Consider the following 19,361-nt stretch of genomic DNA (forward strand, 5'->3'; position numbering starts at 1 on the left):
AGCCGCACGGCTGACTCCCGCATATTCATGGCTGAACCGATCGACTCCCGCTCGCGCAACGGCGCACCCGCCGCCGCCGCCGGCAAAGACAGCGCCGCACGCCGCGCGCTGCCCGCCTGGCACTACCTCGCCGCCGCCGCGCTGGGCGCGCTCAACACGCTGTCGTTCGCGCCGACGCCGCACGGCGGCTGGCTCGAAATCGCGATCTTCGCGGGCTTCTACTTCTGGCTCACGCGCACCACCGGCTGGAAAAGCGCGCTGTTCACGGGCTGGGCGTTCGGCTTCGGCAATTTCGTGACGGGCGTCTGGTGGCTCTACGTGAGCATGCATTTCTACGGCGGCATGCCCGCCGTGCTCGCGGGCGCGGCGCTCGTGCTGTTCTCGCTCTATCTGGGGCTGTATCCGGCGCTCGCGTCGCTCGTCTGGTCGTTCTGCGCCGGACATGCGCGCAATGGACGCAGCAGCGGACGCAGCGGCGATCTGCCGTTCTCGCCCACGTGGCACGGCGCCTTTGCGTTCGCCAGCGCGTGGGCGCTCGGCGAATGGGCGCGCGGCTACGTTTTCACGGGCTTCCCTTGGCTCTCCAGCGGCTACGCGCAGGTGGACGGCCCGCTCGCGGGCTTCGCGCCGATCGTCGGCGTGTACGGCGTGGGCTGGGTGCTGGCGCTCGTCGCGGCGCTGGTCGTGCAGGCGCTCGTGCGCGCGGTCGGGCGTCGGCAGGCGCCGAAGCATGATGTCGCGGATGCAAGCGGCAACGCGCATGCGGCATCGAAGTCAGCATCGACGTCAGCATCGACGTCGGCGTTCGCGGTGCCTGCGGTGGCCGCTGTCGCCGTCATCGTCGCGGGTCTGCTGCTGCCGCTCGTGCCATGGACGCATCCGGCCAACGCGCCGCTCAACGTGCGCCTGCTGCAAGGCAACGTGAAGCAGGAAATGAAGTTTTCCGAGTCCGGCATGATGGACGCGCTCAACGAGTTCCAGAAACTCATCACCGAAAAGCCCGCCGATCTCGTCGTCACGCCCGAAACGGCGGTGCCGCTGCTGGTGCAGCAGGTACCGGAGAAGTTCGGCCGCGACATCCGCGCGTTCGCGGACACGACCGGCACGGCGATCCTGTTCGGCGCCGTGGGCGCGACCATCACGCCCGACGGCCGCGTAACCGACTACACCAACAGCCTGTTCGGCATCACGCCGGGCCAGAACGGTCTGTACCGCTACGACAAGCATCACCTCGTGCCGTTCGGCGAGTTCGTGCCGTGGGGCTTCCGCTGGTTCGTCAACCTGATGAACATCCCGCTCGGCGACTTCGCGCGCGGCGCGCCCGTGCAGCCGCCGTTCCTCGTGCACAACCAGCCGGTCGCCGTCGATATCTGCTACGAGGATATTTTCGGCGAGGAAATCGCGCGCACCGTGCGCGAGAACCCGGTTTCGCCGGGCATTCTCATCAACTCGACGAATCTCGCGTGGTTCGGCGACACCATCGCGCTCGACCAGCATCTGCAGATCGCGCGCATGCGCTCGCTCGAAACCGGCCGCCCGATGCTGCGCGCGACCAATACCGGCGCGACCGCCGCGATCGACGCGCACGGCAAGGTGATCGCGCGCCTGCCCACCTTCACGGCGGGTTCGCTCGACGTGCGCGTGGAAGGCACGAGCGGTTTCACGCCCTACGTGACGAGCGGCAACAACACGGTGATCGCGCTTTCGCTGCTGTTGCTGGCGTTCGGATTCGCGTTCGGACCGGGACGGCCGGGGCGCAAGAAGGCGTGACGGCGCATCGCTGAACAGGCCCGATCGCCATGCCGAAGCCGGTCCAGGTCTCAACGCCCCGGCAATCCGGTAAAATTCAGCGTTTTAGCACCAGGTTTTAGCACCAGGCGCCTCCAGGCCGGGGCCGCAACCCGCGAAGGGCGAGCGGCGGCGCATGTCGCCGCGCACCGCCCGCCGCGGGCTCGCCAGGCCGCCAACCGCCGGAGCCCGCGCCTCCCGCCCTAAAAGACACTGCAGGCACACATGCTCACGTTTCAGCAAATCATCCTGACGCTCCAGTCTTACTGGGACAAGCAGGGCTGCGCGCTGCTCCAGCCGATCGACATGGAAGTCGGCGCCGGCACCTCGCACGTCCACACCTTCCTGCGCGCGATCGGCCCCGAGCCGTGGCGCGCGGCCTACGTGCAGCCGTCGCGCCGCCCGAAGGACGGCCGCTACGGCGAGAACCCGAACCGCCTGCAGCACTACTATCAGTATCAAGTGGTGCTCAAGCCCGCGCCGGAAAACATCCTCGACCTGTACCTCGGCTCGCTCGAAGCGCTCGGCTTCGACCTGAAGCAGAACGACGTGCGCTTCGTGGAAGACGACTGGGAGAACCCCACGCTCGGCGCCTGGGGCCTCGGCTGGGAAGTCTGGCTCAACGGCATGGAAGTCACGCAGTTCACCTACTTCCAGCAGGTGGGCGGCATCGACTGCAAGCCGGTGCTCGGCGAAATCACCTACGGTCTCGAACGCCTCGCGATGTATCTGCAGAAGGTCGAGAACGTCTACGACCTCGTCTGGACCGAGTGGGAAGAACAAGGCCCGAACGGCCCCGAGATCCGCCGCCTCACGTATGGCGACGTCTATCACCAGAACGAGGTCGAGCAATCGACCTATAACTTCGAGCACGCGAACGTCGACCTGCTGTTCACGTTCTTCAACGCGTACGAAAGCGAAGCGAAGCGCATGATGGAACATCAGCTCGCGCTGCCCGCCTACGAACTCGTGCTCAAGGCCGGCCACACCTTCAACCTGCTCGACGCGCGCGGCGCGATCTCCGTGACGGAGCGCGCGGCGTACATCGGCCGCATTCGCGCGCTGTCGCGCAACGTGGCGCAGTCGTACTACGAATCGCGCGAAAAGCTCGGCTTCCCGATGCTCGGCAATCCGGTGCACGGCGTGCCCGGCCTGACCACCGACGAACAGGACGCCGCGATGCCCGCCTGGGCGCCGCCGCTGAAGGTCGAACGCAAGTTCGCCGAGGAATGACCGGATCTCCAGAACAATGACCCAAGCTCATCACGCCACTCTCCTCGTCGAACTGCTGACCGAGGAACTGCCGCCGAAGGCCCTCGCGCGTCTCGGCGACGCTTTCGCCGAAGGCATCGCGCAGCGCCTCGCCGCGCGCGACCTGATCGAAGGCGATCTGTCGTTCGAACGCTTCGCCACGCCGCGCCGTCTCGCCGTGACGATCAAGAACGTGCGCAGCGTCGCGCCCGAAAAACAGGTGCGCGAGAAAGTGCTGCCGGTGTCGGTCGCACTCGACGCCAACGGCCAGCCCACCGCGCCGCTCGCGAAGAAACTCGCGGCGCTCGGCTTCCCCGACTTCCCGGTCAGCGACCTCGAACGCGCGAGCGACGGCAAGAACGAAGCGTTCTTCCTGCGCTACGCCGCGCCGGGCGTCACGCTCGCCGACGGCCTGCAGGCCGTGCTCGACGAAGCGCTCGCCAAGCTGCCGATTCCGAAGGTCATGAAGTACCAGCGCCCGGACGGCAGCGACGTGCAGTTCGTGCGCCCGGTGCATCGCCTCACGGTGCTGCACGCCGACCAGATCGTGCCGGTGAGCGCATTCGGCATCGACGCCGGCGACACCACGCGCGGCCATCGCTTCCTCTCGGAAGGCCCGATCGCCATCACCCAGGCCGACGACTACGCGCACACGCTCCAGCACAAGGGCCGCGTGATCGCGAGCTACAGCGAGCGCCGCGAATCGATCCGCGCGCAGCTGATCGAAACCGCCGGCGACGACAAGGTGGTGATGCCCGACTCGCTGCTCGACGAAGTGAATTCGCTCGTCGAATGGCCGGTCGTGTACGCGTGCCAGTTCGAGGAAGAATTCCTGCAGGTGCCGCAGGAATGCCTGATCCTCACGATGCAGACGAACCAGAAGTACTTCGCGCTGACCGACGACGAAGGCCGCCTGCGCTCGCGCTTCCTGATCGTCTCGAACATCGAGACGGCCACGCCGGTCGAGATCGTCGAAGGCAACGAGCGCGTCGTGCGCCCGCGTCTGGCGGACGCCAAGTTCTTCTTCGAGCAGGACAAGAAGAAGCCGCTGGCCGACCGCGTGCCGCTGCTCGCCAACGTGGTCTATCACAACAAGCTCGGCTCGACGCTGCAACGCGTGGAGCGCCTCGAAGCACTCGCGGGCGCCATCGCGCTGATGTGCGGCGCGAACATCGCGCTCGCCGAACGCGGCGCGCGCCTCGCCAAGGCCGACCTGCTGACCGACATGGTCGGCGAATTCCCCGAGCTGCAAGGCACGATGGGCACCTACTACGCGCGCCACGACGGCGAAGCGGAAGAAGTGGCGATCGCCTGCTCCGAGCACTATCAGCCGCGCTTCTCCGGCGACGAGCTGCCGACCACCGCCACGGGCACGATCGTCGCGCTCGCGGACAAGCTCGAAACGCTGGTCGGCATCTGGGGCATCGGCCTCGCGCCCACCGGCGAAAAGGATCCGTTCGCACTGCGCCGCCACGCGCTGGGCGTGCTGCGCATCCTGGTCGAGAAGCAACTGCCGCTCGACCTCGTCGAACTGCTGCGCACGACGTACTCGCAGTTCGCGGGCGTCGAAGCCGCCGCGGAATCGACTCAGGCGATCTACGAGTTCTGCATGGACCGTCTGCGCGGCCAGCTGCGCGAACGCGGCTACGCGGCCCAGGAAGTGGACGCGGTGCTCGCGCTGAACCCCACGCGCTTCGACGACGTGATCGCGCGTCTGGACGCCGTGCGCGAATTCGCCGCGCTCAACGAAGCGGCCTCGCTTGCGGCGGCCAACAAGCGCATCTCGAACATCCTCAAGAAGTCCGAGGGCACCGAAGATGCGGGCGTGCAGATCGCGCTGTTCACGGAGAGCGCCGAAAAGGCGCTCTACGCGCAGCTCGAACAGGTCGCGCCGCGCGTGGAATCGCAACTGGCCGCGCGCGATTACACGGGTGCGCTCACGGCGCTCGCGGCGCTGCGCGAAACCGTCGACACGTTCTTCAACGACGTGATGGTCAATGCCGAAGATCCGGCGCTGCGGGCCAACCGCCTCGCGCTGCTCAAGGCGCTGCATCGCCAGATGAACAGCGTGGCCGACATTTCGCGCCTCGCGGCGTGATCGCCGGCACGGACATCCGCCAGACCCAACCAGACGCGACGCCATGCCGACCAGCACCAGCCGCAAGATCGTGATCCTCGACCGCGACGGCGTGATCAACGTCGATTCCGACGCCTTCATCAAGTCGCCTGACGAATGGGTCGCGCTGCCCGGCAGCCTCGAAGCGATCGCTCGCCTGAATCAGGCGGGCTATCGCGTCGCCGTCGCGACGAACCAGTCCGGCATCGGACGCGGTTTGTTCGACACGACGGCGCTCAACGCCATGCACGCGAAGATGCACCGCCAGGCCACGGCCGTGGGCGCGCGCATCGACGCCGTGTTCTTCTGCCCGCACACCTCGCAGGACCACTGCGACTGCCGCAAGCCCAAGCCCGGCATGCTGAAGATGATCGCCGACCGCTTCGAGATCGATCCCGCCGATACGCCCGTGGTGGGCGATTCGCTGCGCGACCTCGAAGCCGGCGCGGCGCTCGGCTTCGCGACGCATCTCGTGCTCACGGGCAAAGGCAAGAAGACGCTGGCCGCGGGCGGTCTGCCCGAAGGCACGAAGGTGCACGACGACCTGCGTGCCTTCGCGCTCGACTTCCTCGCGAACGACAACGCCTGACCCCGGCGAGCGCACGCATGAACGGCGTACGCTCGACCGAATCCGCATCGCCCGGCGCAAGCCGGTGCCGATGCCTGCTCCCCACCGCGCGGCGGCGCGTCTGACGACGCCCGCCCTGCCGCGCACGCTTCACGAACGGTCCAACCGATGCGCTTCATCCGCTCCCTGCTGTTGTTCGTCTACCTGATCGTCTACACGATGCCGTACGCGACCGCGTGCTTCATCGCGTTTCCGTTCCTGAACGCCACGCGGCGTTACTGGATGGCGGTCGGCTGGTGCCGCTCGACGCTGTTCGTCGCGCGCTACCTCAACGGTATTCGCTACCGCATCGAGGGCATGGAGAACCTGCCCAACGGCCCCGCCGTGCTGCTCTCGAAGCATCAATCCGCGTGGGAGACGTTCGCGTTTCCCGCGCTGATGCCGCGCCCGCTGTGCTACGTCTTCAAGCGCGAACTGCTGTACGTGCCGTTCTTCGGCTGGGCGCTCGGCATGCTGAAGATGGTTCACATCAACCGCAAGGAAGGCAAGAACGCGTTCACCTCGGTGATCCGCCAGGGCAAGCAGCGCATGGCCGAAGGTGCATGGGTGATCATGTTCCCCGAAGGCACGCGCATTCCCGTGGGCAAGACCGGCAAGTACAAGACCGGCGGCCCGCGCTTCGCCATCGAAACGGGCGCGCCCGTGGTGCCCATCGCGCACAATGCGGGACACGTCTGGCCCCGAAACTCGTTTATTAAATATCCGGGTATAGTCACGGTGTCGATCGGCAAGCCGATCGAGACGACCGGGCTCTCGCCCGACGAAGTGAATACCCGCGTGGAAAACTGGATCGAAGCCGAAATGCGCCGGATCGATCCGGATGCGTATCGCGAAACGGATGGCGCCAAGGCAAACGCAGCGAAAGCCTGACGCGCGGCGCGAGCGCCGCAAGCGTCACGTTGCGCAGACAGCCATCGCGGCGGTGCTGCGTGCGCTGTCTGTCCTGTTCGCGGTGCTGCGGGCCGTATTGCGTGCGGTGTTTGTTCCGCACGATTCGCACGATTCGCATGTTCTGCCGCAGCGCGATTCGGCACGCGGTTCGCCGGCACGCACACGCGCTCCTCGCCGCACACGCAATCCCGCTCCAGGCCTGACGATGCAGAAGCCCCCTACGCAGCGCCCTTCCGCGGCGCTCGACAACCGGCAACTCGATCTGCCGCTCTTTGCCGAGCCGGCGCCTGCTGCCACACCGACGGCCGATTCACCTTCGCCGTCGGCCCAGTTTGCACCGCCCACTTCCAGCGCGCCGCCCAAGGCGCCGCTCGCGCCCGACGGCACGAAGCTGCGCACGCTCGTGCTCGGCTCGCGGACCCTGTATTACCGGCTCAAACGATCGTCGCGCAAGTCGATCGGCTTTGCCATCGACGGATCGGGGCTCACGATCACCGCGCCGCGCTGGGTCACGATCGCCGATATCGAAACCGCTATCGCCGAGAAGCAGCGCTGGATCTTTGCGAAGCTCACGGAGTGGCAGACGCGTGTGGAACAGCGCGCGCTGCCGCGCGTGGAATGGCGCGATGGCGCGGAGCTGCCGTATCTCGGGAAGCCGATGCGTGTGGCGCTCGGTGCGTCGATGCTGGCTTTCGATGAGGAAACGCGCGTGCTCGCGTTGCCGCTGCCGATGAACGCCGACGCGCAGCAGATCAAGGATCGCGTGACGGGCTGGTTGCAAAGCGAGGCTACGCGGATTTTTGGCGAGCGGCTGGCTGTGTATGCGGAGAAATTGGGGGTGGGCTTTCGCTCGTATGCGCTTTCGTCGGCGATGACGCGTTGGGGCAGTTGTTCAAGCGAAGGACGGATTCGGCTCAACTGGCGGTTGATTCATTTTCCGCTTTCCATCGTGGACTATGTGGTGGCGCATGAGCTCGCGCATTTGCGCGAGATGAATCATAGTCCGCGGTTCTGGCAGACAGTGGAGTCGATCTTTCCGGAGTTTCGCGAGGCAAGGAAGCAGTTGAAGCAGCATCCGCCGGAGATGGTGCCGGGGATTTGAGGGGGGCACAGAGCCGCAGACACCCCGATTGTTAGCGCAGCTAGCCCTCTTTGTGCGACCAGCAGCTAGCAGGTCAGTCTCTCCTTTCGACACTCCTCCAAACTGCCGGCGGCCCTCCCGCTGGGTAGCAAGCATCATGCAGAAAGTGCCGCACCGTGGTACCTCATTCGGCTCACGATTCGCGTAACGCGCATGCGCGCCCTCTCGGCCTTTTCGCAAACCGCTCGCAAACGAACGTGCGCGCCCCACACCGACCACTTAAGCAACGCGCCACCGCTTCAAACAGCAGGCGATTCATGCGACCCGATCTCTCCTACACAAAGCACAGAAAAATCCGTCATTAAAATAAAAACTGACATCAACAATAATTAACAACGACAAATATTTTATATATCAAAAAAATACAAACAATAATTTAGGAAAAGTCCGATATCAGAATACTCCGATGACATCATAAAATTTGCTCCCTCGACAGGCTTCCGCGACATCTTTAAGCGATTTCTGATTCAGTTATCAGTGAAATAAATGGATGCTCAGGAATGATGAACATGAATGAGTTGACTCCAAGATCGATAATCACGCTCAATGGCAGGATTTTCTGGCCTCTTTCGTGATCACGCAGCTCGCTTTCGCAATATACGTCGATCAAAGGTTTCCGACATCCGGAGAAACCTTTCGTCTTATTGCGCATCTCCAGCCAATGCGTCATTGACAACTGAAACTCAAGGCGCACGCATCAGATCAACACCACGGCATTAATGGATTTTCAGGCGCACTAATCGGGAGTTTTTCCATGTCAAGGATTTTACCGCGCACGATTGACGTAATGCTTGTCATCTTGGGCGCCCTATTACCGGTATGGATCAATACCTCGAACGGTAGTCGCCATGACACATTCGATGGATTGCTCGTCGCATTTGCCGCCGCATTTGCTCTCTCAGTCTTTCCAGCTTGCGGAATCTACCGTGCGCTCCAACGCAGTTCGGTCGTCCGCCTCATAGCCAAGACGTTGCTCGGCTGGATCCTGGTCCAGTGTGGCAGCCTCTTGCTATTGCAGTTGCTTCGTCGCCCCGACGTCCTTTCTGGCCAGTGGTTCTACCACTGGACCATCGCTAGCGCCTGTTGCCTCGTTGCGTGGCACACGCTCACCTTCGTTGCACTGCGCGTCACCGCCAAGAGACCCGTTACCGGCCCGCACGCTTCCGCAACGGGTCAGTCGGCGACCGGCGCGCTACCTGTATACGGGAACAACGTCGGCCGCAGCCTCAAGCGCGTGTTCGATATCGTCGTCGCCTCGCTTTTACTGTTCCTGCTCTCGCCCATCCTCGTCGTCCTTGCCGTGCTCGTCCGACGTGATGGCGCCCCCGCAATCTTCGGACACCTGCGAGTTGGATACGACGGCACGCCCTTCCGTTGCTTCAAATTTCGCTCCATGGTGCCCAACGCTGAAGCCGTCTTGCAGGAGCTTCTAGCCAACGATACCGAAGCGCGGATCGAATGGGACCGTGAGCACAAGCTCAAAAACGATGTACGAATCACCACGGTCGGAAAATTTCTGCGGCGTACGAGCCTCGACGAGCTTCCGCAATTGCTCAATGTCTTGCGCGGCGACATGAGCCTCGTTGGCCCTCGCCCAATCGTGGTTGCGGAACTCCCCCGCTATGGACGAGACGCCGAGTACTACCTGTCCGTGAAGCCCGGTATGACGGGCCTCTGGCAAGTCAGTGGACGCAACAACACGGACTACCCGACGCGCGTCCGCCTTGATGTTTCCTATATCCGAAACTGGTCGTTCTTCAGGGATTTGCACATTTTGCTGAAGACGTTCGATGTCGTCTTGCACGGCCGCGGCGCCTACTGACCGGCACCGGCCTTCTTTTGAATCTGCGCTCCTTGCTCCTGACGGAGCAAGGAGCGCGTACGAAGTTGAAGATGATGTTTTCAAAGACTGCCCCGATGGTATCGGTTCGCGCAGGACGGCAAGCTGCAGTACGTCCTGTCCAGTTGCGCATCCGCCATTTTTCTCCCCGTGCGACTGCTCGCGTAGCCGTGATGCTCGCGCTATGTACGACACTCAGTGCGTGCGCGATCGTGCCAGGGATGCGAATGGAGACTTCAGCGCATCGCGCCGGGGACGAAGTGAGCAGTGGCGCGGCGGCACAAGCAGATGCTTCTTCGGCTGCGTTACCTCCGATCCCCATCAGGGAGGTCACACCGGCACTCGTGCAGGAGCTAATCGCCTCGGAATCCGTCGGGTCGAGTAGGCCTACGCGCATGGAATCGGGACCACGCGCCTACACGCTTGGACCGGGTGATGTTCTGCAAATCACAGTCTGGGATCACCCTGAATTTGCGGCCGCGGCTGGACCACAAACTGGCGCTGTCGCCCGCCCGTCCGACGCACCTGCCGGCTTTGTCGTCGATCAGAACGGCAAATTGCAATTCCCGTACGTTGGGCAAATGCCTGTCGAAGGATTACGCCTGGATCAAGTGCAACTCCAGCTCACGCGCGCGCTAAGCAAGCTCTTTCAGTCTCCGCAGGTCACTGTCCGTGTCGCATCGTATCGTTCCAAGCAAATCTATATAGAAGGCGAAGTCCGCAACCCTGGCACGCAGCAGGTCAACGACGTCCCCATGACGCTTTATGAGGCTGTCAGCCGTGCCGGTGGCTTCCTGGATAGCGCGGATCAAAGCCGCGTCACGCTGGTGCGCGACGGAATTACCGAGTCGTTCAATCTGGCGGATTCACGGGCGCAGAATAGCCTCGGCGGCGGCATCATCCTCAAGTCGGGAGATCGCGTACACATAGGCGCGCGCGATGACAGCGCCGTATTTGTCATGGGTGAAGTCAACAAGCCGACAACGGCGCTCCCGCGACGCAACGGTACGCTCACCCTCAGCGAGGCACTCGCCCAGGCCGGCAGCATCAACAACGGCACTGCGGATGCAGCGCAGCTCTATGTGATCAGGGGTGCACGAGAAAGTGAGCCGGAGGTTTTCCATCTCGACGCGCGCTCGCCGGTCGCCATGTTGCTCGCCAACCAGTTCCCCCTGCGGGCGAATGACGTTGTCTACGTCGACGGCAATGGCCTTGTTCGCTTCAGCCGCGTGCTCAATCTGCTTCTTCCGGTCATTAACGCCAGTGTCGCTGCAGCAGTGGTGGCGAAATGATCGGTCAAATCCTCGTCGTCTGTGAAGGCAATATCTGCCGCAGTCCGATGGGCGAAGCGATGTTTCGCAAACACGGGTATCGCGCCGCGTCGGCAGGGCTCAGCGCCCTTGTCGGTCACGGCGCCGCCGAACACGCCTGTGACGTGATGAGCGCTCGTGGCATCGATATCAGCGCGCACCGCAGCCAGCAGATTACCGAAAAATTGTGCTCGGAATCCGACCTCATTCTGGTTATGGACCTCGCACAACGCCGGCGGCTCGAATCGCGCTACCCAACGGCGCGCGGCAAGGTTTTCCGCCTTGGCGAACATGTAAACGTCGACATCGTCGACCCATATCGGCTTCCCCGTCCGGCATTCGCCGAATGCGAAAGCGTCATCGCTTCTAGCGTGGATAGCTGGCTCGCCAAGCTCGCTGCGCTCTGAACGCCATTCACCTCGACAGAACACGTTTTACGCCGGAAACGGCGACATGAGCGATTCCATGCATTGGCCCACCGAAAATCCGAAAAGCAACGCCGAGTCCGCTAGCAACAACGACTTTGTCGCCACGCTCGACATGCTGTTCGACAGTCGTTGGCTCATCGCGATCACTGCAATGTGTTTCCTGTTGCTGGGCGGCGCCTATGCGTTTATTGCCCAGCCGATATACCGTGCCAATATTCTCGTTCAGGTGCAGGACTCGCCTGACTCAAACGCAACGCGAGGTTTGCTCGGCGACGTTTCCTCGCTGTTCAACGTCAAATCTTCCGCAGCCGCAGAAACACAGATCCTTGCGTCCAGGCTCGTCATTTCGCGCACGGTAGATAACCTCAACCTTCAGATAACCGCGGAACCGCACTGGCTTCCAGTGTTGGGGCAATGGATCTCGCGGCACAACCAGAAGCTATCATCCCCCGGTCTCTTAGGCTTCGGCGGCTATACATGGGGTAACGAATCGATTGCGGTCTCCCGCTTCGACGTTCCGGTGAAATTCCAGGGCGACAAATTCTGGGTAACGATGCTGGGACCAAACCACTATCAGTTGTCCGGCGCAGACCTTGATCGAGCGTTCGAAGGCAAGACTGGCAGGCTCGAAACCTTCATGACCGCCGATGGTCCGATCCTGCTGTCCATCGATTCGCTCTTCGCTCGCAGCGGCGCAAAATTCAAGCTCATCCGTCAATCTCGCCTGGAAACGATCGAGGACATTCAGAAGGCACTCGATGTTCAGGAGCGCGTCAAACAATCCGACGTCATGGTCGCCAGCCTTGAAGACACTGACCCGCAACGTGTCGCAGACACGCTTAACGAAATTGGCAGCCAATATTTGCGGCAGAACGTCGAACGCAAGTCTGCGGAGGCCGCGCAATCCATTCGCTTCCTCAATGAGCAGATCCCCCATCTGCGCGATCAGCTCACGGCTGCGGAAGACAGCCTTACGTCTTTTAACATTGAACACGGTGCAGTCGATCTCACAGAACAAGCGAAACTGACACTCGCCAAATCGGCGGATGCAAGCGCACGCCTGCTCGAACTGCAGCAGAAACGTCAGGAACTGCTGAGCCGCTATACGGCTCAACATCCCGCTGTAGTTGCGCTTGACGAGCAGATCAGCACTCTCAACGCGTATAACGGCGAAGCAACCCGCGAGATCCGTGATCTGCCCCAGCTTCAGCAGGAATCCGTACGCAGAATGCTCGACGTAAAGGTCAATACCGACCTCTACACCGCGCTCCTGAATAATGTCGCGCAACTCCAGCTGATCCGCGCAGGAAAGGTCGGTGACGTCCGCCTCGTCGACCGCGCGGTAGTTCCAGAAAAGCGGGTTAAGCCGAAACGTCTGCTGATTTGCGTCGCTGCGCTCATGCTCGGCGTGCTGGCCGGATGTTGCCTCGCGATCATTCGCTCCATGCTCTTTCGCGGCATCACCGATCCGCACGAAGTCGAACAATTTCTCTCGATTCCTGTTTGCGCAACCGTACCGCGCAGTGTCGTGCTGAAAAATCTGATGAAAATGCGCGGCCCCGGTGTACTACTCGCGAGCGCAGTGCCCGACGATCCGGCCGTCGAGAGTCTGCGCAGCCTTCGAACCTCGATCCTCATTGGCATTCAGAGCGCAAAAAACAATGTGCTCCTCGTGACGGGACCGACGCCGGGTATCGGCAAATCGTTTATATCGGCCAACTTGGCCAACGTAATCGCACAGGCAGGTAAGCGCGTCATTCTCGTCGACGCGGACCTCCGCAAAGGCCATCTCCACAAAACACTCGGCATCGAACGAGGCGTCGGTCTGTCCGAGCTCGTACTGGGCAGCGCCAGCGAAGCTAGCGCGATTCATAGGCAGGTTTGCGACCGACTCGATTTCATCTCGACCGGCGCACGGCCATCCAACCCAGCAGAAATGCTCGCAAGCAAGCGCATTGCGCAACTGATTGCGCGACTGTCCAGCGAGTATGACATCGTGCTGATCGATTCGCCGCCTGTTCTCGCCGTATCCGATACGGAGGCACTCGCGATCAATGCCGGCACGACGTTAATCGTTGCCCACTCCGGCATCACTCGACTTGGCGAAATCGCGGAAACCGTCAAACGCCTGACGACAAGTGACATCCGTGTGAGCGGGATTGTTTTCAACGGTGTCAACCCGCGCTCGCCACTCTCGCTCTATGGCTCGAAGCATGGTGCTTACCGTTACGTCGCGTACAAGTACGACACGGATGGCGATGAATAACGCATCGCCATCAGCAGTTGGAACGGTCACATGATTCGCGCAAGGGACTCCATCGTCTCGCTAGCTGGCGTTCTGGGTGGTCAACTCGTCTTCTTTCTATGCGTGGCATTGATCGGACGAGAAGGTGGCCCGGACGTTCTCGGCAAATTCAATACATCGGTCGCTGTCGGCATGTTCGCCGGCACGCTGCTCGCGCTGCGCTTCGAACTCGCGTGCGTCGATGACGACCCAGTTCGCGCATTCGGCAGTTACCTCCATGTCCTCGCGCTCGGCTTCTCGATGTTTGTCGTACTCGAGGTGATGACGGTTCTGTGCGGTTACGCGACCTATCTGTCGCTCGGTATCTTCGCGCTGGGCTACTTTATCCAGCAGGCATCGAATTTCTATCTCAACAGCCTGCGCCGCTATGGCTTGATCAGTCTCTACCGCATAGCGGTCAATCTGGCTTTTCTGCTCCTGCTGCTCGCACATTTCCAGCTTGGCTTCCTCAATGACACTTCACCGTTCACGATCTATACAGCGATTAATCTTGTCGCGGCAATCGCGACGGCTGCGATGATCGCCGCGCAAGGCAACCGGCAAAGCCGCTCGTTCGCCTTCTCACCCCTTTTCTTCGTTACGAATCGACGATTTGCGAAGTTCATTCTGCCGTCGACGCTATGCGGATCAGTGCTCACCTATTCACTCACGATCGTCTTCCCGCTCTGGTTTGGTGCAACCAATGCTGGATACTTTGCCGCTGCCTATCGCTTCGGCTTTTTTCCCGTCTCGCTCATCGGACAAAGCCTCGGCGGCGTATTCAGACGCGATTCGCTCAGTGCGGCCACGCACCGTGACGCCACCGCTTCGCTCAAAAGCGTGTACGTAACGTACGCGCGTGCGCTCGCTGCACTGTCGCTTATCTATGTTGCAGGCTCGTTACTGCTGTTCCCTTTCTTCGTCGACATTCTGTTCGGGCGCCAATGGTCAATAACGGCGACTTTCTTCCGTTGTCTCGTACCACTTTTTGCCCTGCAAATCCTCTACATCCCGCTATCCCAGATCTTCCTCGTGCTGAAAGTACAGCGCACGGATTTCCTCTTTCAACTCCTGACTGCGGTTGTCCTGCTGGTTGCGCTTGCTACAGCGAAGACTGCGGCACTTTCGGCTCAACAGAGCGTTCTCACATTCGCGCTCGCTGGAAGCGGCGTGATGTTGATCGGCATCGCACTCACAGTGCGCGCGGTCCGTAACCAGTCACCAGCAATCTCCCGAACCGGTCAACCAGATTTATCGCAAACATGATTGTTATTGTCATCGACTCGCTTGAGCGCGCGCGATTCTTTCTGCGCGTTGCTGCAGCGGCGCGAAATCGTGCCGCGTTGCTCTTCCTGACTAGCGAACCCCTTGCCTTTCTGATGACCAGAGCATCAGGCTATCAATCAATTTATCTACATCGACCGGCTCTGAGTTCGGAGCTCAACCACGAGGCGATCGACGCTTCGCTCTATGGGACAGCGATTGAAGTTCTCAACGGCGACCTGCCGATCGAACGCGCCCAACGCGACGCTTCGGCAATGCTAGCCCGCGTCACTTCTGAGTTTGCCCGCTTCGAGGTTGAGCGCTGTCTGATCTGGAATGGCCAACAATTGGTCGGACGCGTTGTCGCCAGCGTCTGCCGCTCGCACTCGATTCCCGTACGTTTTCTCGAAATCTCGAATCTGCCGGACAAGCTCTTCGTAGATCCACTCGGCGTGAACGCACAGTCGAGCATTGCAAATGACACGTCGATCATCGATCGCTTTCCCGCAGTAGATCGCGCGGAACACGATGCCTGGCTCGCGCATTACGAGTCCTACAAGGCTCGCCCCTTACCCCAAGCTCGCCGTCTGACAACGCATCGTATTGCATCGACCGTGAACTACGCCATCAAGTCGATCACATCCGGCGTCGTGCTTAGACAGCGTGTCTCGCGCGGCATGGGATTGGTGTCGGGATTCGCTGACGCACAGAGAATTGCGTTACAAGAATTGCTGACGCGCAATTACGTCTTTCTGCCACTACAAGTTTCGGGCGATACGCAAATACAACTGAACTCTGACGTCGACAATCTCCAGGCAATCGAGCTGGCACAGACAATCGCACGCCAGGAAAGCAGGGAACTGCTCGTCAAACTCCATCCTGCCGAACGCAATCGCCAAAGTATTGCCGATGTGATCGCCAAACGCGACGCACTCGGATTCCAACTCGTCGACAACCCAACGATCGAACTGCTCAAACATGCGGCGCGGGTGGTGACCATCAACTCGACTGTGGGTCTCGAAGCGCTCCTGTACAGCAAGCCAGTCACGTGCCTCGGACGAGCCGTCTATCGTGACTTTGACGAAGCACGTCTCCTCAAATACATCCACCGCTTTCTCGTGGACGGTATTGATTACTTTGGCCACGGTCCGATCCCGCCTGCTGCTGCCGTCGCGCTACTCGGATTACCTACCGATTAAGCCAATTTGTAACCGCGAAGGTATTTCCTTTCCGGACACCCAAGAAAGCACGAGGCTACATGAACGCCAAAGAACAATATCCGAATCCAATCTTCATCGTCCATCCGGGAAAGGCTAATTACCCTGAGCTCGCTGCGTACACGAGTTTCTTTTCTGCGCGAGGACACCAAGTCCTGACAGGAACGATCGAGCAATATTTGAAGCGCCCGCTCGGTGAGCGCCGTGAAACGATACTGTGGTGCATTATGGGCTTTTATTGGCGTAGTGCCGTGGCGCGCTGCGTCATTCACGACTATCGCTCACTATCGGTCGGCAAGCATGTCGTACTCAAGGACATCATCAAACGCCGGCTCCAGTCTCGCCCGGACATCTGCATTTACCAGACGCCGGAGATGATGGAGTTGATGCAACCAGGCGACGAGGACACACTGATCCTGCCAATGGGCGTTCCCGACTGGATCTTCTCGCTCAATGACGATCCAATTGACGAGAGCGTGCCTGCAGCGACTTATTGCTATATCGGTGAAATTACGCAGGAGCGCCGAATCGATCGCATGTTGTCGGATTTCTCCGCATCCCGTTTTGCAGACGAATCGATCGTTCTGGTGGGCGATGTCGAGAGAGATATTGCGAGTGCATTCGGTTCATCTCCCTGGATTACGTTCACAGGGAAACTCTCTCAACGCGAAGCATTGTCTTTTGTCAGGAGAAGCACATTCGCTGTCTCGACGATACCGTACTCACGGCCTTATAACGTTCAAGCGCCTACGAAGCTGCTCGAATACGCCGCACTCGGAAAACGCATCGTCTGTAACGACTCACCGTCGAACATCACGACCGCCCGCGCGCTTGGCATCTCATGCCATGTCACGGGTCCTTACGTTTTCCGCAATCTCGATCGCGACGCACTGAAGCGGCTTGCGCCCAACGACTCGCGCGTAATGGAGAGTTTTCGCTGGGATCGAATCATTGAGCGATCGGGAATTGAAGCACGAATTGTCGCCGCACTCGCCTGTGCACGCTAACGCGTCTCAGCGTAGAACTTATATATTTAGCGATATTGAATCTACATTTTTATGTTCTTTACTATTCGTTATGCTTATTTATTTTATTGAATTTTTCTCTCCCGATATCATCAATGGACCACCTACCGCGTGGATTGGTGGTCTCGGTGTTAGCTGGTAGCAGCATGGAAGTACGCCCGCTCAAGGTTGTGCACGTTGTCGAATCGACGGCAACCGGCACCCTGTCAATGGTGTGCCTTATCGCAAACCGGCTCGCTCGCGAAGGCCATGTCGTCCATATCATCTACTCAATTCGAGAAGACACGCCGAAGAACTTGCGAGAACTGTTTGATTCACGCATCACGTTGACGCGCATCCAGATGAACGGTTCCAGATCGTTCAAATCGATTATGGAGCTACGCGCGTACTTCTCCCGTCTCGATCCGGATATCGTGCATCTCCATTCGTCGTTTGCCGGATTCATTGGCAGGATGGCGCTACTTGGGATGCGCTCGCGTTCTACCTGTTTCTATAGTCCCCACTGCATCTCGTTCATGCGTCGCGACATTTCGCCCATGAAGAAGTTTGCCTACGTAATGCTGGAGCGCATCGGATGCCTGAAACGTGCAACGTATATCGCTTGCTCGGAAAGCGAACGTGACGAGATTTGGAGAAGCCTGCGTCAGCGAGCCACGGTCGTCGAAAACGCTGTCGATGTTGCGGCGCTCTCTCAACCGGAAGCCAAAGAGAATATTCAGGCAAATCGCCGCGTCGTCGTGACAGTTGGCGGCATTCGCACGCAGAAGAATCCACGCCTCTTTGCCGATATCGCGCGCAGACTGATTGGGCGCGGGTTGCAATTTCTGTGGATCGGCGAAGGTGACGCGATCTTCGAGAAAGAATTGCGTGAAGCTGGCGTGGAAGTCACCGGATGGATGAGCAGACAGAGCGTCTTTGAGCGCGTGCGCCGAAGTGGAATCTATCTGTCGACTTCGTCGTGGGAAGGCATGCCTGTATCGGTTATCGAAGCCATGGTCGTCGGGACGCCGCCAATCGTCTCAAGCTGCGCGGGCAATGTCGATGTCGTGCAGCACATGCACGACGGAGCCATCTATACCGACGCAAGTGAAGCAGCGATCCTCATTACGCGGATCCTCGACGACAGAAAACTCTACGCTGACATGGCCTCGCATGCCAGTTCAGTTGCGCGCAGGCGCTTTTCCGAGGACCGATTTTTCGCCGATCTTCTGACGACCTATGCCACGGCCTTTGCGTGCCGCCCTGTCTGAACGACGCGCAATCGCGCCGAAGCACACCATCCCCGTCGCCCAATAATTTAGGTGAAAACTTGAGAACACGCGTTAACGCACATATCGAAGTAGCCAACGATCTTCCCTTCGTGCTCTTTGGCGGCTTAAACGTACTTGCCGATCGCGAACAGGCGTTCGAAGTATGTAGCCATTTTCAGGAGGTGACGCACGCACTCGGCATCCCTTATGTGTTCAAAGCATCGTTTGATAAAGCCAACCGCTCTTCGATGGACTCGTTTCGGGGTCTCGGTCTCGAAAAAGGCCTGCAGTTGCTGGCCGATATCAAGTCGCGATTCGACGTTCCGATCATTACGGACATTCACGAGCCGCTGCAGGCTGATGTGGTCTCGCAAGTTGCCGATGTGCTGCAAATTCCTGCTTTTCTTGCACGCCAGACCGACCTGGTTGTCGCTGCAGCGCGTACGGGAAGCGCAATCAATTTCAAGAAGCCGCAGTTCATGAGCCCGCCGCAGGTGAAACATCTTGTTGGCAAATGTCGTGAAGCCGGTAACGACCGAGTCATGATCTGCGAACGCGGTGCTTCGTTCGGCTACGACAATCTGGTCGTCGACATGCTGGGATTCCGGCAAATGGATGAGGTGACTGGCGGCGCGCCGGTGATTTTCGATGTGACACATAGTCTTCAATGCCGAAATCCGCTTGACGACGCGTCCGGTGGCCGGCGAAGGCAAATCGTCGAGTTAGCGCGTGCGGGTATGGCGGCTGGAATTGGTGGCCTTTTCCTGGAGGCGCACCCCGATCCCGACAACGCTTTGTGCGATGGTCCCAGCGCGCTTCCGCTGCACAACTTGCAGGCGTTCCTGGAGCAAATGAAGCAGATCGACGACGTGGTCAAGCGACTACCGAAAATCGACATCAAATGAATAAACAAGCAGCGGCAAGGACCT

15 protein-coding genes are annotated in these 19,361 nt (G+C 60.3%); all 15 read left to right on the forward strand.

The features are described 5' to 3' along the window. Positions 1–27: 27 nt before the first annotated feature. Positions 28–1,770 carry an apolipoprotein N-acyltransferase gene (gene lnt, locus BMY06_RS29695; protein WP_074986764.1) on the forward strand — a complete coding sequence of 581 codons (1,743 nt, stop codon included), beginning with the start codon at positions 28–30 and terminating at the stop codon, positions 1,768–1,770. A 243-nt stretch (positions 1,771–2,013) separates the two neighbouring features. Next, positions 2,014–3,021 (forward strand): glycine--tRNA ligase subunit alpha, encoded by a 1,008-nt coding sequence (glyQ, locus tag BMY06_RS29700; protein ID WP_074986765.1) that lies wholly within the window; start codon positions 2,014–2,016, stop codon positions 3,019–3,021. Between the two features lie 16 nt (positions 3,022–3,037). Then, positions 3,038–5,137, forward strand: coding sequence for a glycine--tRNA ligase subunit beta (glyS, locus tag BMY06_RS29705; protein WP_074986766.1), 2,100 nt, complete (start codon positions 3,038–3,040; stop codon positions 5,135–5,137). A gap of 43 nt (positions 5,138–5,180) precedes the next feature. Next, a complete protein-coding gene (gene gmhB, locus BMY06_RS29710) occupies positions 5,181–5,744 on the forward strand; it encodes a D-glycero-beta-D-manno-heptose 1,7-bisphosphate 7-phosphatase (protein WP_065059341.1) in 564 nt (187 codons plus the stop codon). 147 nt (positions 5,745–5,891) lie between these two features. Beyond that, positions 5,892–6,653, forward strand: a complete 762-nt coding sequence (locus BMY06_RS29715; RefSeq protein ID WP_065059342.1) for a lysophospholipid acyltransferase family protein — start codon at positions 5,892–5,894, stop codon at positions 6,651–6,653. 226 nt (positions 6,654–6,879) lie between these two features. Then, the gene (locus tag BMY06_RS29720; protein ID WP_065059389.1) at positions 6,880–7,776 is read left to right on the forward strand and encodes a YgjP-like metallopeptidase domain-containing protein; all 897 of its coding nucleotides are present in this window, start codon (positions 6,880–6,882) and stop codon (positions 7,774–7,776) included. 793 nt (positions 7,777–8,569) lie between these two features. Beyond that, positions 8,570–9,637, forward strand: coding sequence for a sugar transferase (locus BMY06_RS29725; protein WP_074986767.1), 1,068 nt, complete (start codon positions 8,570–8,572; stop codon positions 9,635–9,637). 413 nt (positions 9,638–10,050) lie between these two features. Beyond that, on the forward strand, positions 10,051–10,947 hold the full coding sequence (locus BMY06_RS29730; RefSeq protein ID WP_390969101.1) for a polysaccharide biosynthesis/export family protein: 897 nt from the start codon (positions 10,051–10,053) through the stop codon (positions 10,945–10,947). Further along, entirely contained in the window at positions 10,944–11,372 is a 429-nt protein-coding gene (locus BMY06_RS29735) for a low molecular weight protein-tyrosine-phosphatase (protein ID WP_074986769.1), read from the forward strand. Before BMY06_RS29730 ends, BMY06_RS29735 begins: the two co-directional genes overlap by 4 nt. 46 nt (positions 11,373–11,418) lie before the next feature. After that, on the forward strand, positions 11,419–13,659 hold the full coding sequence (locus tag BMY06_RS29740; protein WP_390969104.1) for a polysaccharide biosynthesis tyrosine autokinase: 2,241 nt from the start codon (positions 11,419–11,421) through the stop codon (positions 13,657–13,659). A 30-nt stretch (positions 13,660–13,689) separates the two neighbouring features. After that, complete coding sequence (locus BMY06_RS29745; protein ID WP_074986770.1) at positions 13,690–14,943, forward strand: lipopolysaccharide biosynthesis protein; 1,254 nt, start codon at positions 13,690–13,692, stop codon at positions 14,941–14,943. Continuing rightward, the gene (locus BMY06_RS29750) at positions 14,940–16,139 is read left to right on the forward strand and encodes a capsular polysaccharide export protein, LipB/KpsS family (RefSeq protein ID WP_074986771.1); all 1,200 of its coding nucleotides are present in this window, start codon (positions 14,940–14,942) and stop codon (positions 16,137–16,139) included. Before BMY06_RS29745 ends, BMY06_RS29750 begins: the two co-directional genes overlap by 4 nt. 59 nt (positions 16,140–16,198) lie before the next feature. After that, complete coding sequence (locus BMY06_RS29755) at positions 16,199–17,164, forward strand: glycosyltransferase family protein (RefSeq protein ID WP_074986772.1); 966 nt, start codon at positions 16,199–16,201, stop codon at positions 17,162–17,164. Positions 17,165–17,328: 164 nt separating this feature from the next. After that, positions 17,329–18,432, forward strand: coding sequence for a glycosyltransferase (locus tag BMY06_RS29760; RefSeq protein ID WP_074986801.1), 1,104 nt, complete (start codon positions 17,329–17,331; stop codon positions 18,430–18,432). Between the two features lie 59 nt (positions 18,433–18,491). Then, entirely contained in the window at positions 18,492–19,337 is an 846-nt protein-coding gene (kdsA, locus tag BMY06_RS29765; RefSeq protein WP_074986773.1) for a 3-deoxy-8-phosphooctulonate synthase, read from the forward strand. The last annotated feature ends 24 nt before the right edge of the window (positions 19,338–19,361 follow it).

Source organism: Paraburkholderia tropica, assembly GCF_900109265.1.
Lineage (GTDB): Bacteria > Pseudomonadota > Gammaproteobacteria > Burkholderiales > Burkholderiaceae > Paraburkholderia > Paraburkholderia tropica.

Coding starts and splice junctions, on each gene's coding strand:
- glyQ (WP_074986765.1), top strand. CDS start 2,014: ATGCTCACGTTTCAGCAAATCATCCTGACGCTCCAGTCTTACTGGGAC.
- BMY06_RS29720 (WP_065059389.1), top strand. CDS start 6,880: ATGCAGAAGCCCCCTACGCAGCGCCCTTCCGCGGCGCTCGACAACCGG.
- BMY06_RS29740 (WP_390969104.1), top strand. CDS start 11,419: ATGAGCGATTCCATGCATTGGCCCACCGAAAATCCGAAAAGCAACGCC.
- lnt (WP_074986764.1), top strand. CDS start 28: ATGGCTGAACCGATCGACTCCCGCTCGCGCAACGGCGCACCCGCCGCC.
- BMY06_RS29750 (WP_074986771.1), top strand. CDS start 14,940: ATGATTGTTATTGTCATCGACTCGCTTGAGCGCGCGCGATTCTTTCTG.
- BMY06_RS29760 (WP_074986801.1), top strand. CDS start 17,329: ATGGAAGTACGCCCGCTCAAGGTTGTGCACGTTGTCGAATCGACGGCA.
- BMY06_RS29715 (WP_065059342.1), top strand. CDS start 5,892: ATGCGCTTCATCCGCTCCCTGCTGTTGTTCGTCTACCTGATCGTCTAC.
- BMY06_RS29730 (WP_390969101.1), top strand. CDS start 10,051: ATGGAATCGGGACCACGCGCCTACACGCTTGGACCGGGTGATGTTCTG.
- BMY06_RS29735 (WP_074986769.1), top strand. CDS start 10,944: ATGATCGGTCAAATCCTCGTCGTCTGTGAAGGCAATATCTGCCGCAGT.
- BMY06_RS29755 (WP_074986772.1), top strand. CDS start 16,199: ATGAACGCCAAAGAACAATATCCGAATCCAATCTTCATCGTCCATCCG.
- BMY06_RS29745 (WP_074986770.1), top strand. CDS start 13,690: ATGATTCGCGCAAGGGACTCCATCGTCTCGCTAGCTGGCGTTCTGGGT.
- glyS (WP_074986766.1), top strand. CDS start 3,038: ATGACCCAAGCTCATCACGCCACTCTCCTCGTCGAACTGCTGACCGAG.
- BMY06_RS29725 (WP_074986767.1), top strand. CDS start 8,570: ATGTCAAGGATTTTACCGCGCACGATTGACGTAATGCTTGTCATCTTG.
- gmhB (WP_065059341.1), top strand. CDS start 5,181: ATGCCGACCAGCACCAGCCGCAAGATCGTGATCCTCGACCGCGACGGC.